The 13,815-nt window shown below is 40.0% G+C and carries 12 protein-coding genes and 1 pseudogene; 8 read left to right on the top strand and 5 right to left on the bottom strand.

The annotated features are described in order from the left end of the window. Window positions 1–92 precede the first annotated feature (92 nt). Window positions 93–1,004, top strand: a pseudogene (locus tag FM107_RS14345) (homoserine dehydrogenase); the annotation flags it as partial. 666 nt (window positions 1,005–1,670) lie between these two features. Here FM107_RS14345 and FM107_RS14340 read toward each other — a convergent pair. The 4 genes from FM107_RS14340 to FM107_RS14325 are packed head-to-tail and all read right to left on the bottom strand — an operon-like array spanning window position 1,671 to window position 4,002. Further along, a complete protein-coding gene (locus FM107_RS14340) occupies window positions 1,671–2,069 on the bottom strand; it encodes a VOC family protein (RefSeq protein WP_218779006.1) in 399 nt (132 codons plus the stop codon). 6 nt (window positions 2,070–2,075) lie between these two features. Then, the gene (gene bshB1 / locus FM107_RS14335) at window positions 2,076–2,795 is read right to left on the bottom strand and encodes a bacillithiol biosynthesis deacetylase BshB1 (RefSeq protein ID WP_086949167.1); all 720 of its coding nucleotides are present in this window, start codon (window positions 2,793–2,795) and stop codon (window positions 2,076–2,078) included. A gap of 42 nt (window positions 2,796–2,837) precedes the next feature. After that, window positions 2,838–3,329 carry a glutathione peroxidase gene (locus FM107_RS14330; RefSeq protein ID WP_086949166.1) on the bottom strand — a complete coding sequence of 164 codons (492 nt, stop codon included), beginning with the start codon at window positions 3,327–3,329 and terminating at the stop codon, window positions 2,838–2,840. A gap of 31 nt (window positions 3,330–3,360) precedes the next feature. Beyond that, complete coding sequence (locus FM107_RS14325) at window positions 3,361–4,002, bottom strand: DUF4294 domain-containing protein (RefSeq protein ID WP_086949165.1); 642 nt, start codon at window positions 4,000–4,002, stop codon at window positions 3,361–3,363. Between the two features lie 149 nt (window positions 4,003–4,151). On the opposite strand from FM107_RS14325, the gene FM107_RS14320 reads away from it, so the two are divergent. The 7 genes from FM107_RS14320 (at window position 4,152) to FM107_RS14290 (ending at window position 12,588) form a co-directional block, all read left to right on the top strand. Next, window positions 4,152–6,359, top strand: coding sequence for a bifunctional (p)ppGpp synthetase/guanosine-3',5'-bis(diphosphate) 3'-pyrophosphohydrolase (locus tag FM107_RS14320; protein ID WP_086949164.1), 2,208 nt, complete (start codon window positions 4,152–4,154; stop codon window positions 6,357–6,359). 88 nt (window positions 6,360–6,447) lie between these two features. After that, window positions 6,448–6,936 (top strand): Fur family transcriptional regulator, encoded by a 489-nt coding sequence (locus FM107_RS14315; protein ID WP_086949163.1) that lies wholly within the window; start codon window positions 6,448–6,450, stop codon window positions 6,934–6,936. A 127-nt stretch (window positions 6,937–7,063) separates the two neighbouring features. After that, a complete protein-coding gene (locus tag FM107_RS14310; protein WP_086949162.1) occupies window positions 7,064–8,335 on the top strand; it encodes an adenylosuccinate synthase in 1,272 nt (423 codons plus the stop codon). A 6-nt stretch (window positions 8,336–8,341) separates the two neighbouring features. Beyond that, window positions 8,342–9,625 carry an anthranilate synthase component I family protein gene (locus FM107_RS14305; protein WP_086949161.1) on the top strand — a complete coding sequence of 428 codons (1,284 nt, stop codon included), beginning with the start codon at window positions 8,342–8,344 and terminating at the stop codon, window positions 9,623–9,625. Between the two features lie 82 nt (window positions 9,626–9,707). Continuing rightward, window positions 9,708–10,370, top strand: a complete 663-nt coding sequence (locus FM107_RS14300) for a TatD family hydrolase (RefSeq protein WP_086949160.1) — start codon at window positions 9,708–9,710, stop codon at window positions 10,368–10,370. Further along, window positions 10,367–11,098, top strand: a complete 732-nt coding sequence (locus FM107_RS14295; protein ID WP_086949159.1) for a ThiF family adenylyltransferase — start codon at window positions 10,367–10,369, stop codon at window positions 11,096–11,098. Before FM107_RS14300 ends, FM107_RS14295 begins: the two co-directional genes overlap by 4 nt. A gap of 95 nt (window positions 11,099–11,193) precedes the next feature. Continuing rightward, a complete protein-coding gene (locus FM107_RS14290) occupies window positions 11,194–12,588 on the top strand; it encodes an exonuclease domain-containing protein (protein WP_086949158.1) in 1,395 nt (464 codons plus the stop codon). Here the strand turns inward: FM107_RS14290 and fbp are convergent. Beyond that, the gene (gene fbp / locus FM107_RS14285; protein WP_086949157.1) at window positions 12,534–13,580 is read right to left on the bottom strand and encodes a class 1 fructose-bisphosphatase; all 1,047 of its coding nucleotides are present in this window, start codon (window positions 13,578–13,580) and stop codon (window positions 12,534–12,536) included. The two genes, FM107_RS14290 and fbp, sit on opposite strands and share 55 nt — an antisense overlap. Window positions 13,581–13,815 lie beyond the last annotated feature (235 nt).

The following is a 13,815-nucleotide window of genomic DNA, read 5'->3' as shown; positions in this document are numbered from 1 at the left end:
CCCCCCCCCCCCCCCCCCCCCCCCCCTTTTTTTTTTAATGATACGGCGACCACCGAGATCTACACCTAAGCCTTCGTCGGCAGCGTCAGTGTGTATATGAGACAAACAAAAAGATGATTGCCACTCATCTCGAAGAACTCGTTAATATCCAGCAAGAATTCGGAACGAGTTTACTATACGAAGGAGCCGTGTGTGGAAGTATCCCCATTATTCGAAATCTTGAAGAATATTATGACAACGAATTGCTCCATTCTATCAGCGGAATATTCAACGGATCTTCTAATTATATTCTTTCAAAAATATTCAATGAAAATCAAAGCTACGATGTGGCTTTGAAAAAGGCACAAGAACTAGGTTTTGCAGAGACGGACCCCACCTTAGACGTTGGTGGTTACGATCCAAAATATAAGCTTGCAATCGTTGCGTCGCACGCATACGGGATATACGTGAACCCCGATGATATTTTAAATATTGGGATCAACACATTGGGCAACCAAGACGTACAGTATGCCAAAGAGAAAGGTTTCAAAATTAAACTCTTACCACTTGCCAAAGAGACCAATGACAAACGAGTTGTCTTGTATGTTTTGCCGAAACTTCTGCGTGCGGACAATATTTTATACAATGTTGAAAATGAAAACAACGGTGTCTTAGTTAAGGCTGCTTTCGCCGATGAACAATTCTTTTATGGTAAAGGCGCTGGCGGACACCCAACTGGTTCTGCAGTCCTATCAGATATCGCAGCGCTACGTTACGGATATCGTTACGAATACAAGAAACACATTGACGCCGGTCAGGTTCAATATACGACAGATTACGACCTCACTGTTTACTTAAGGTATGAGAAGGATAGTGTATTGGATCAAATTAATTTCATCACCATTTCGGAGCGATTCTATGGTGAGAATTTCAAATATGTCATTGGAAAAATTAATTTAAGAGAGATTATTTCCAAACGAGATCTAATCAACCAAACGGGCAACTTTATTGCAGAAATTCTCTAAGGGTAATCACAGAAAACCAACCAAGGACGCCGACTTGATAAATAAGTTCGGCGTTCTTGGTTTAAAAAAGACCTATGAGCACTTTGGGTGTTAAAAAATGTTAATAACGGTGCTATAAAATACGATTCATAACCAATTCGCGTTCAATAGGTGTATGATTAGTAATACAATTCATAATTTTCATAATTTAGGTTAATAATTAGTTTGGTAAGATCCTGAAGTCCCCGCTTCAGGATTTTTCTTTTTTACCTGTCCCTGAAGTTTCGATTAGCTACCATGCATTCGCCCCTAGAAAGCTTCTTTCTATACAAAGTACTGACGGCTAACGCGATGGGCATTCGTGGACGCAAACATTGCTAATGAGAAACCAGTACGATGCAAACTCTCCAATCTGAAAAGGACCATACGAAGAGTCTCTTGGGGTGCTAACAACCCTTGATCAAGGATTGATCATATGATTGCAAGTCCATTCACGATCTTTTCAGGAGGAGAATTTGTTTAGTCCTCCAAATCAAACTGATTTTAACATGCTGATTATAAGATTTTTTATCATCTATAGGGTGCCCTAAGTCCCGCAAAAATGTAGGGAATATTTCAGAGGCGACAAATACATAGAGAACTAGAAACCCAAATCGCCATTATATTTCCGCCCCAAGGGAAAAGGCCTTACGAACCTGTCTCGTAAAACTCAATGGGTAGTCCGTCTGGATCAGCAATGAAGAAAAATTCCTTTTTCGTGATGGGGTCGGTACGTACATCTTCGCAAAGGACACCCAACCGGAGCAGCGACAACCTCGTTTCGCTTATATGATCAACCTCAAATGCCAAATGCCGCAGGCCAGCAGCTTCGGGAAATGATAACCGCTCGGGCGGTGTTGGAAACGAAAACAACTCTAAGACGTATTCGCTATTTAGTGACAAGTCCGCTTTATAGGAATCCCGTTCACGTCTATATGCCTCGTTCGTTAAGGTAAACCCGAGGACATCAACGTAAAACGCTAAAGAACGAGCATAGTTACTACAGATTATAGCAACGTGATGAATTCTATTTATTTTGATTGCCACAAAAACTTAAATAAGATGAAAAATATCCGTGACACCTAAAATCTTACGCGCGGTGAATCCCTCCGCATACTTAACTTGGATGTTACGGCCAAATTCGCTAGCTCTTCCGCGCGTGGATTCCATAAAATCAGGGTTCGAAATATAGGTTTGCGGCTCTAGATCATCACCAGACGAGTTAAACTGAGTCGTATAGGCTAAAATGGATTTTTCTTTGATGTCCCAGAAATTAGTAATATCAATCACGACGTCGGGTTTTATATACTTGTCCTGAATCAATTGCAACTGCAAGCGAGGTCGGAATGGTTCCTGCACCTGTTTATCCTCTTTCGTTTGAATTCTCCGCAAGCCGCTTAAAAACAAACTATCGTTGACTAATTTACTAGCACGTCCATGATCGGGATGACGATCATCCAACGCATTAGTAATAACAATTTCTGGCTGAAATTTGCGTATATAATATATAATTGCAAGCTGGCTCTCTTGATTATTTACGAAAAAACCGTCCGCTAGGCCTACGTTTTCACGAAAAGAGACGCCTAATATAGCCGCTGCTCGACTCGCTTCCTCTTTTCGGGTTTCTGCCGTGCCGCGCGTCCCTAATTCGCCACGAGTAAGATCCAATATACCAACCTTTTTCCCTTGGGAAACATATTTTGCAATCGTCCCTCCTGCGCCGAGTTCAGCATCGTCAGGATGCGCGGTCACAATTAATAGATCTAATTTCATTTTATTCTAACTTTGAATACAAAGATAAGAACTTCATGCTGATCACTTTGTTATTAATTGTTCAATTTTCGTCATAAGCTTAGATGATTGCGGACTTGTAATGCTGTAAAAATGGTCAACCACCTCTCCATCTCTATTGATGAGATATTTATGGAAATTCCACAATGGTTTCACCCCAACCATTCCATTGGCGGATTTATCAGACAAATATCGAAACAACGGATCGCAAAATTCACCTTTTACATGAATCCGTTTAAATATGGGGAATGAAACCTGCTGATGTACGCGACAAAACGTTTCTAATTGGTGCCCAGTCATCGGTTCCTGACCATGGAAGTCGTTGGAAGGGAATGCGAGTATCTCGAAACCTTGGTCCTTATATTTTTGATATAATTTCTCTAAAGATTTAAACTGCCGGGTAAATACACAACGGCTTGCCGTGTTTACAATCAAAACGACCTTACCAGAATATTCCTTCAACGATTTCTTCTCCCCGTTAAACTGTAATCCATGAAACTGATATATCGTTTGCATATAATTTATTACTTAATTCGTTAATTCTTTCCTAGTGGTTGTAGAGATTCTTAATCGGACGTTGTTGCTGGTAACTCCTGATAATATTTTCAATTTCGTAATCCTCGTGCGGATCATATATAGCTTTTAAATTATGACCAAACACCTGAGCTACAGATTGATAAAAGAATGCAGACAATCCTCCTTTCATAGACTTAACCAGCTCAAAACCCGTATTTCCGGTTTGCCTTTCAACAAGTTTAATAAGAATTTTCCCTTGCGAAACACTCAACTTCTTGATCTCGGTATTAAACATATCTTTAATCTCCTTCTCACAAGTTTTCACCAACCGAGCCTCTTCACGTTTGCTAGAAACCATTGCCAAGTCTCGATCAAGTTTTTCGTAGCGCTTTTGTGCATAAATTGCGTAAGGCAGCACCCGCAACACATTTCGCTTCAGGCGTAGAAATTTTATTCGATCTTCATCAGATTTGAAGGTACGTACTGCCGTCACTACGACGTCTTCAATCGGAAACCACGGAACAACCTGACCGTCGTCAAGTTTAGTCGTTGCGAACCGTTCCACATGCTCCCCCTCTCCCTCACCGAAGTGTGGCAATTGCAGGGTTTGCCCGTAACCTCCTCGAGGTACCAAAGCGAACAGTATCACACACATCCCTAATAACCGTTTCATCGAACTGTTGAAAATAATAACTGTATTTTAATCTCTCTAAAATAATTACTATATTTATATGTAGTTTTCTGCAGTATTTTTTACCACGGGAACTACGGTAATAAAAATAGTAATAAAAAAACAATAAAGCAACTTTTTTCAGCGTGTATATGGAAGATTATGTGATTGATATTGAAGCAGAAAATAAGGAAATAAGAAAAAGATACAGAGCTTTGTTGCGTGCATGTAAACCAACATTGCAACGTGGAGATAAACAAGAAATTCGTAATGCATTCGATTTAGCACTAGAAAGCCACACGGAGATGCGGCGTAAGTCAGGTGAACCTTACATTTACCATCCTATTGCAGTTGCACAAATCGCTGCAGAGGAAATCGGCTTAGGTACCACATCGATTGTTTGTGCCCTGCTCCATGATGTGGTCGAAGACACGGTCATTACGCTCCCAGAAATTGAAGCGCAATTCGGGAAAAAGGTTGCGCGAATCATTGACGGGTTAACAAAAATTTCGGGAATATTCGATCCAAACAGCTCTATGCAGGCCGAGAATTTCCGAAAAATGCTGCTCACCTTGGCGGATGACGTTCGAGTAATATTAATAAAACTTGCCGATCGGCTCCACAATATGCGAACGATGGAGTTTATGGCGCGCCATAAACAATTAAAAATTGCATCTGAGACGAGCTATCTCTATGCGCCCCTTGCCCACCGTCTGGGACTCTATGCTATCAAATCCGAACTCGAGGATTTATCGATGAAGTATACAGATCCCGACACCTATAAATTTGTAGCAAGAAAATTAAATGAAAAGAAAGCTGAACGCGAAAAATTTGTAGCGGATTTTATCAAGCCAGTTCAAGACATATTAGTAGAACAAGGTATTAAGGCAGAGGTATATGGTCGCCCCAAATCCATCTATTCTATCTGGAACAAAATGCGTAAAAAATCAATCCCTTTCGAGGAAGTATATGATTTATTTGCTATCCGGGTAATTATTGACACCTCTGCAGAACGTGAGAAAACCGAATGTTGGAAGGTATACTCTATAATCACGGATCTCTACCGGCCAAACCCAGATCGCTTGCGCGATTGGGTCTCTTCACCAAAAGGAAACGGTTACGAATCTTTACATACCACTGTAATGGGTCCGCGTGGACAATGGGTTGAAGTCCAAATACGAACCAAGCGAATGAATGAGATCGCCGAAAAGGGATTTGCCGCACATTGGAAATATAAAGAATCGAATTCGGACAGTGGACTAGATCAATGGATTCAAAATGTCCGAAACATGTTAAGCAGTTCGGAAGAAAATGCGTTAGATTTTGTCGACGATTTCAAGATGAACTTATTTTCTGATGAAATTTTCATTTTCACTCCAAAGGGAACGCTTGTGCAGCTTCCTAACGGAGCGACAGCGCTTGACTTCGCGTTCGAAATTCACTCAGACATTGGTGCGACCTGTATCGGCGCGAAGGTCAACCATAAACTCGTACCGCTCAGTCATCCTTTGCAGAATGGCGACCAAGTGGAAATCATTACCTCGAGCAAGCAAACGCCTAAGGAAGATTGGCTAAATTTCGTCATTACTGCCAAAGCAAAATCAAAAATTCGCTCTTCGCTGAAAGAAGAAAAAAGACGGGTGGCCGAAGATGGTAAAGAGATTCTCGAACGGAAGCTAAAATCATTAAAGGTCACTTATAATACAGACAATTTAAATAAAATCTCCAATTACTTTAAATATCCGAGCTCGCAGGAATTATTCTACAATGTTGCCAAAGGGGTGGTTGACGTTAAAAGCCTACGTGAATTTGTTGCAAGTGAAAAAGTACCGGAACAGAACCACAACCAATTCACGACACATATTCCGGGACTCCTAGAAAAGGTGAACAAGAAGGAGATTGATACCATCTTGATTGGTGACGATTTACAGAAAATCGATTACACCCTTGCACCATGCTGCAACCCGATCCCTGGTGATGATATCTTCGGTTTTCTAACGGTTAACGATGGAATAAAAATACACCGTACTAGCTGTCCGAATGCATCCAAGTTGATGGCGAATTATGGATATCGAATTCTTAAAGCGAAATGGGCATCGTCGCAAACAGATGTCGCGTTTTTAACCGGCCTACGCATTGTAGGTATCGATGATGTCGGTTTAGTAAACAAGATCACCAACGTCATATCGCAAGATTTCAGTGTTAATATTCGTTCATTATCAATCAGTAGCAACGAGGGGATTTTTGAAGGTAACATTATGGTTTTCGTCAATCATATCGATCAACTTGACAACTTGATGAAAAATTTAAAAGAAATTAATGGAATTACGGGTGTTTCACGCTATGAGGCAGACCTTTAATCCTTAAAATGTCATCCTTTGTAAAACCATCGTTTTTTAGGCAAGAAATAGGTAAATTTGTGAAGCATTTTATAAAAAAGAGAATCAAGTGGAAAACTATCAAACGGTAAAAAAAATATTTGAAGCTTACTTAGAGAACAAAAATCTAAGAAAGACTCCGGAACGTTACGCTATTCTTGAGGAAATTTACTCACGATCAGATCATTTTGATGTGGAATCATTGTATATACACATGAAAAACAAAAAATATCGTGTAAGCCGGGCTACAGTATACAATACATTAGAATTATTAGTCTCTTGCGATTTGGTAACCAAACACCAATTTGGAAGAAACATGGCACAATTTGAAAAGTCGTACGGGTTCAAGCAACATGACCACGTAATTTGTATCGAATGTAATAGTGTTGTTGAATTTTGTGACCCACGAATAAACCAAATTCAAAGCCTAATGGGCGATTTGTTGAAATTTGACATCAAACATCACTCTCTAAATTTATACGGTATTTGTGAATCTTGCCAACAAGCAAATGCGGAAAGTGAAAATGCAAATACCAAGGAATCCGTAATTTCAAATTAATGCAGTAATCGAGCATTAATATATTACCTTTGTTCAGAAAATGGGTTTTCCCATCTTTTCTGAACTTTTATTTTTTTAAGACGGTTGTTGAAATCATTAAATTTTAAATCTCAATATTTCAAATATTATGCAAGTTGATGTGCTTCTGGGCCTGCAGTGGGGCGATGAAGGAAAAGGTAAAATAGTAGATGTATTTTGTCCTAAATACGATTTAATTGCACGCTTTCAGGGTGGTCCCAACGCGGGACATACATTAGAATTTGATAACAAGAAATTCGTATTGAATACAATTCCTTCTGGAATTTTCAATGAAGACACGCTTAATCTTATTGGCGGTGGTGTGGTGATTGACCCTATCATCCTTAAAAGAGAGTTAGACAATTTGCGCACAGCTGGCTTCGACCCAGTTGGAAAGGGCAATTTGGTAATCGCACGCCGCGCCCATTTAATTTTACCGACGCATCAACTGCTCGACGCAGCCTCGGAATCAAAAATGGGTTCAGGGAAAATCGGTTCTACTTTAAAAGGTATAGGTCCAACATACATGGATAAAACCGGACGAAATGGACTACGTGTCGGGGACACTACACTCTCGAACTTTACAGAACGTTACGAGAAATTAAAAGCGAAGCATTTAGAGATCCTGTCGCACTATGGTGAAGTTCCTGATTTCTCCGAAAAGGAAGCCGCATTTCTAAGTGCTATCGAATTTTTAAAAACAATCCCACACGTGGATTCCGAACATTTGGTCAATCGCTATCTAAAAGAAGGTAAATCAGTTTTGGCTGAAGGTGCGCAAGGTACGCTACTCGACGTAGACTTCGGGTCCTACCCTTTTGTAACTTCGTCCAACACGACAACAGCAGGGGCTTGTACTGGCTTAGGCGTTGCGCCTAATACTATTGGTTCTGTTTACGGAATCTTTAAGGCATATGCTACGCGCGTTGGCGGCGGACCTTTTCCTACAGAACTTGAAGATGAAACTGGTGAACAATTGCGTCAGCTTGGCCACGAGTTCGGTGCGACTACCGGACGCGCACGCCGGACGGGATGGATTGATCTCCCTGCTCTAAAATACGCTATCATGTTAAATGGCGTTACCGAACTTATTATGATGAAGGCAGACGTCCTTGATACATTCGAGAAAATTAGCGTGTGTACCCATTATAAATATAATGGTGAGGTAATTGACTATATGCCTTATGAGATTATCACAAACCAAGCGGAACCTGTTTTAGAAGAAATCCAGGGTTGGAACCAAGATGTCACAGGAATTCGTACAAAAGACGAAATACCCACGGCATTACACGACTATATCACTTATCTAGAGAAAGCTTTAGAAGTACCGATCAAGTACTTATCCGTTGGTCCCGACAGAACACAAACGATCGAATTATAGGTAGCCATGGCTAAAGCCATTTTTGAAATCGAGACGGAAACTTTCCGTAAACAGGCATTATCATGGGCTGATCAATTCGAGGAACTTTGCTTCTTTCAATCCAATGGTTATCATGATGAGTATAGTAATATCGACTCCATATTAGCTATTCAAGCGAAATATAGTTTTGAATCAAATGCACAAGATGATACGTTTGAACAACTCGAAAAATTCAGAGCCAAGCATCCAAATAGTTGGATGCCTGGCTTTTTGAGTTACGACTTAAAAAATGAGACGGAAAATATAGATTCTAATTTCCAAAACAAACTTGGATTTCCGGAAGCATATTTTTTCGTTCCTAAAATTCTCTTGCGTTTTTGGGATAAAAGCGTTGAAATCGAATCCGAGGATCCAAAAAATATATATACCGCGATAATTCGCTATACGGATCAGCCCGTATCCGATGACATTCCGACAATTAAGGTACAACCAGTCATGAGCAAAGCGGAATATCTTACTGCATTTAATACAATGCAAGAGCATATCCAGCGTGGTGATATTTATGAGATAAACCTTTGTCAGGAATTTTTCGCAGAACAGGTTAAAATAAATCCGCTTTTTCTCTACACAAAATTAAATAACCTTTCGCCTACCCCTTTTTCATGTTACTTTAAAAACGGGAGCCAGTATATCCTTTCGGCCTCACCTGAACGCTTCTTAGCGAAAAGGTTCAACAAACTAATCTCTCAACCAATAAAGGGTACCGCGCCGCGTGGCGAGACAAGCGAAGAGGATGAACGAATAAAACAAACACTACGTAGCAATCCCAAAGAGATTGCTGAAAATGTTATGATCGTCGACCTGGTCCGAAATGATCTAACACGAAGTGCTATGCCCGGCACGGTTAAAACGGATAAACAATTCGAGATACATAGTTTTAACCAAGTTCACCAGCTGATATCTACCATTAGCTGTCAGCTATCGTCAGATACATCTGCAATTCAGGCAATTAAAAACACTTTCCCTGCAGGCTCCATGACTGGTGCGCCCAAAATTAGTGCCATGCAACTTTGTGAGCTCTACGAGTTCAGTAAAAGAGGCCCATACGCAGGGGCGCTTGGTTATTTTGACCCAGATAATGATTTTGATTTCAACGTCGTAATTCGTTCTATCCTATACAACAGAGAAACGGGTTATTTGTCCTTCCATACCGGCGGCGCTATTACCTTAGAAGCCAATGGCGAGAAAGAATATGAAGAATGTCTCTTAAAAGCGTCGGCAATTTTAAATGTATTGAAAGCAACACCGTAGGTAAAGAAACATAAAGAACTATAATACAACAAAATTCCTGGAAAATTTTCGATTCTAAGAAGCAGAAATAGTATATTTGGGTATGCATGTTCCATACATCAACATACATACACATAATACATTCGAATGTACGGAACTGGAATTCTCAATCCGTAATGTTATTATCTCGAAGAATTACCTCACGTCTTCTCCTTGTTCACTAGGAATACATCCTTGGTATGTAGAATCTTCCAACGCAGCACAGATTGATGCGCTAAACGTCTATGCGAAAAGAGACAATGTATTAGCAATCGGCGAGTGCGGGTTGGATAAACTTTGCGACACGGAATGGCCCGTGCAGATAGAGACTTTTAAAAAGCAGATCGATTTCGCAAATGCTATTCAAAAACCCCTGATCGTTCATTGTGTGAAAGCACATCAAGAGTGCTTACAAATACTTAAAGCAAATGGTGTGGACGTTCCAGTAATATTCCATGGATTCGAAAAGAACGCCATACTAGCCGAACAGATTATCAAAGACGGATATTATATAAGTCTTGGCCCCTCGGTATTAAATGGTAAAAAGAATGAATTGATAACCGAATTACCACTGAACAATATTTTCTTAGAAACGGACGATAGATCTGCAAAAATAATAGATGTTTATACGTATTTTTGCGCCATTCGAAAAATAGAAGTCCCCGATTTAATGGAACAACTTTATCGAAACTTCAAAAATATATTTAACTATCAGCTATTAAAATGAAGGATTTATCGTGGCTTTCGAGAACGGAAGCTTTAACCGGGCGCCAAGCACTTGAAAGATTAACCAATGCTCATGTGATGGTTTTAGGTTTGGGAGGTGTTGGGTCCTATGCCGCAGAATTCATCTGCCGTGCAGGGGTAGGAAAAATGACTATTATCGACGGGGACACCGTTGATCCCTCTAACCGTAACCGACAGCTTCCCGCCTTAGCAACAAATCATGGCGTTTCCAAGGCGAAAATCATGAGAGATCGCTTATTATCGATTAATCCCGAGCTTGAATTGACTATTATTGAAGAGTTTATTATCCCCGAAAGGATACCAGACATACTTGCATTAGCTCCAGACTATTGCGTAGAAGCTATTGACAGCATCACCCCAAAACTATTCTTTATACGACTAGCCTTGGAAAGAAAAATTAAATTTGTCAGCTCAATGGGTGCCGGAGGAAAAGTAGATCCGACAAAAATTCAGATTGACGATATCTCCAAATCCTACAATTGCAAATTAGCACACCATATTCGAAAAAAACTCCGAAAACATGGAATCAATGATGGATTTAAGGTCGCTTTTTCAAGTGAGTTACCAAAAAAAGAATCTCTCCTTTATACGGACGGAACAAATTACAAAAAATCAGCTTATGGGACTATGTCGTACCTTCCCGCTGCTTTCGGAGGCGCAATCGCATCTGTTGCCATACGTGAACTTAGCGGTATAGAAGTGCGGTAACAGATTGAAGTATGCAACTTTCGTTTTTCACAAGATTCGTTGCTAAAAATGTACGCACACTATGATAAGACTAATTAAATTAGTATTATTGTAGTGTGAGTAAACAAAAGAAATTTGCAATTGTCGATATAGAGACAACGGGAAGTCATGCGGGTGGTAGCCGGATTACCGAAGTCGCTATAATCGTCGTAACTGGAAGCAAGATACTAGAAGAATATCATACTTTAGTTAACCCGCAAATACCCATACCATTAGCGATACAGTCACTGACTGGAATTAGCAATCATATGGTTAATGACGCCCCCGTTTTCAACGAAGTTGCAGAAGATATTTACCACCTATTACAAGGGAAAATTTTCGTAGCACACAATGTGAGTTTTGATTACAGCTTTATACGGCGAGAGTTAAAAGAGGCCGGCTACGACTGGCAGGCACCGAAACTATGTACCGTAAGGCTTTCTCGAAAAATCTTCCCAGGACACCCCTCCTACAGTCTAGGTAATATTTGCAAATATCTTAATATCCCAATAATCGATAGACATCGTGCCTTAGGTGATACAAAAGCAACCGTACAACTTTTTCACTTGTTGTACAAGAACGATAAAGAGAACTATATCTTAGAAAGTCTTAAAAAAAACACAGAGCATCGTTTACCAACACACCTATCGATTAAGGAATTTGACCGATTGCCGGAATCGCCAGGCACATATCTGTTTTTAGATTCCAAGGGAAAAATTATTTACGTAGGCAAAGCGATAAATATTAAAAAACGAGTTTTGAGTCATTTTACCGGAACAAATATAACACTACGTCGACAACAGTTTATTAACGATATTTCCCATATTGATTTTACAGAATCGGGAACCGAACTAATGGCGTTACTCATGGAATGTCAGACAATCAAAAAACATTGGCCGGTTCATAACAGGGCATTAAAGAAATATGATCCCAAATATGCACTTATCCATTACTTTGATTCCAGAGGGTACGATAGGTTAGCCATAAGTAAGATAAACAAACATCATGGCGCCCTATCATATTTTGAAACTGCGGCACAAGCAAACCAAAACTTAACCAAGTTATTAAATCAGTTTGATTTGCCACCAAGTTTATGTACATTCTACTCACCGTCCACAAACACTAAGGAAAATCGAACTACCCGATTAGATAATTCACCCGATATTACGGCGTATCAACAGAAGATGGAGAAACTCTTTGAATATATTAGAACATCCAAGCGATCGTTCCTAATTATCGACCGTGGCCGAAACGAGCAAGAAAACAGCTATATCTACTTTAAAGATAATTCGCTATTCGCGTTCGGTTTTTTCGATAATACGCAGCAATGGCAGAATGTAGAGGATATTGTTTCCTATCGTGACAAATGTGTCTCCAACTTTTATATGCAAAATATTGTCCAGCAATACGCAGAACATCATCCCGAAAAGGTATATCCACTTACTTCTGAGGAAGTTTGGTCAGATTCCTGAATATAGAACTCACACACTTTATCTACCATGGTTCTACTTCCGATTACGATAGGAATACGTTGATGAAGATGTTGTGGTTTCAGCTCGAGAATACGATTAACACCTGTAACAGCTCTCCCGCCCGCTTGTTCTATAATAAATGCCATCGGATTACATTCGTACAACAACCGTAGTTTACCTTCCGGATAATTGGATGTTTCTGGATAAAGAAATACCCCACCAATAACGAGTGTCCTATGTATATCGGCCACCATCGACCCAATATATCGTGAAGTATAAGGGCGGCTAGTACGTTCGTCCTCTTGTTGGCAATATTTGATATATTGTTTAATATATTGCGGGAACTTTAAGTAGTTTCCCTCATTTACAGAATATGTTCTACCCGTCTCGGGTATCGTCATATCCGGGTGCGACAAGCAAAATTCGCCTATTGATGGATCTAGCGTAAAACCGTTAACACCTTTCCCGGTTGTATAAACGAGCATCGTTGAAGATCCATATATAACGTAGCCGGCGGCAACCTGTTCTATACCACACTGTAACACCTCCTCTGGGCGTATTGGCACATCACTGTCTTTCCGCCGATAGATGGAGAAAATTGTGCCGACAGATACATTGAGATCAATATTTGACGAGCCATCCAATGGGTCGATACATACTAAATATTTACCGCGATTAGCCGTATTTAATTTCGATAGGTCTATTCCATTTTCGTGCTCTTCAGACGCTATATAGCAACATTCGCACCCCCGACTCAGCGCTTCAATAAATTGCTCGTCGGCGTAAACATCCAGCTTCTTTTGCGCCTCTCCCTGGATGTTCTGCGCACCATACTCACCCAACAAGTCCGCCAAACCGGCCTTATTGACTTCTCTATTAATAATCTTTGCTGCAATTCCAATATCACGAAGTAGTCGTGATAATTCCCCTTTCGCGTAAGGAAAATCTGCTTGTTTTTCAATGATAAACTGTCCTAGTGTTTTAAAAGTCATGAAAATACTATTATGTTCGTTTTTATACCTGCACCAACTTAAAAATGATCATTTATCACGTCAAGCTTTCACCTGTGTGAATATCCATGTCACGGCGCAAAACTACATAAGAAAAAACTAATTAAAAAACTGATTTTCAGCTTATTGTATAATATACACTGCGTTATATCGCTGATTTACATTAATTTAAGTTAAAATAAAAAAATTAAGGAGAAATTGCTAAAACGGTTAACGA

This window comes from Sphingobacterium sp. JB170 (genome assembly GCF_900163865.1).
Lineage (GTDB): Bacteria > Bacteroidota > Bacteroidia > Sphingobacteriales > Sphingobacteriaceae > Sphingobacterium.
This window is presented reverse-complemented; position numbering and strand designations above follow the sequence as displayed.

Bases quoted from the DNA above. Each gene is read 5' to 3' on its own strand.
- FM107_RS14325 (WP_086949165.1), bottom strand. From the start codon at position 4,002: ATGAAACGGTTATTAGGGATGTGTGTGATACTGTTCGCTTTGGTACCT.
- FM107_RS14305 (WP_086949161.1), top strand. From the start codon at position 8,342: ATGGCTAAAGCCATTTTTGAAATCGAGACGGAAACTTTCCGTAAACAG.
- FM107_RS14295 (WP_086949159.1), top strand. From the start codon at position 10,367: ATGAAGGATTTATCGTGGCTTTCGAGAACGGAAGCTTTAACCGGGCGC.
- FM107_RS14300 (WP_086949160.1), top strand. From the start codon at position 9,708: ATGCATGTTCCATACATCAACATACATACACATAATACATTCGAATGT.
- FM107_RS14320 (WP_086949164.1), top strand. From the start codon at position 4,152: ATGGAAGATTATGTGATTGATATTGAAGCAGAAAATAAGGAAATAAGA.
- FM107_RS14310 (WP_086949162.1), top strand. From the start codon at position 7,064: ATGCAAGTTGATGTGCTTCTGGGCCTGCAGTGGGGCGATGAAGGAAAA.
- FM107_RS14330 (WP_086949166.1), bottom strand. From the start codon at position 3,329: ATGCAAACGATATATCAGTTTCATGGATTACAGTTTAACGGGGAGAAG.
- fbp (WP_086949157.1), bottom strand. From the start codon at position 13,580: ATGACTTTTAAAACACTAGGACAGTTTATCATTGAAAAACAAGCAGAT.
- bshB1 (WP_086949167.1), bottom strand. From the start codon at position 2,795: ATGAAATTAGATCTATTAATTGTGACCGCGCATCCTGACGATGCTGAA.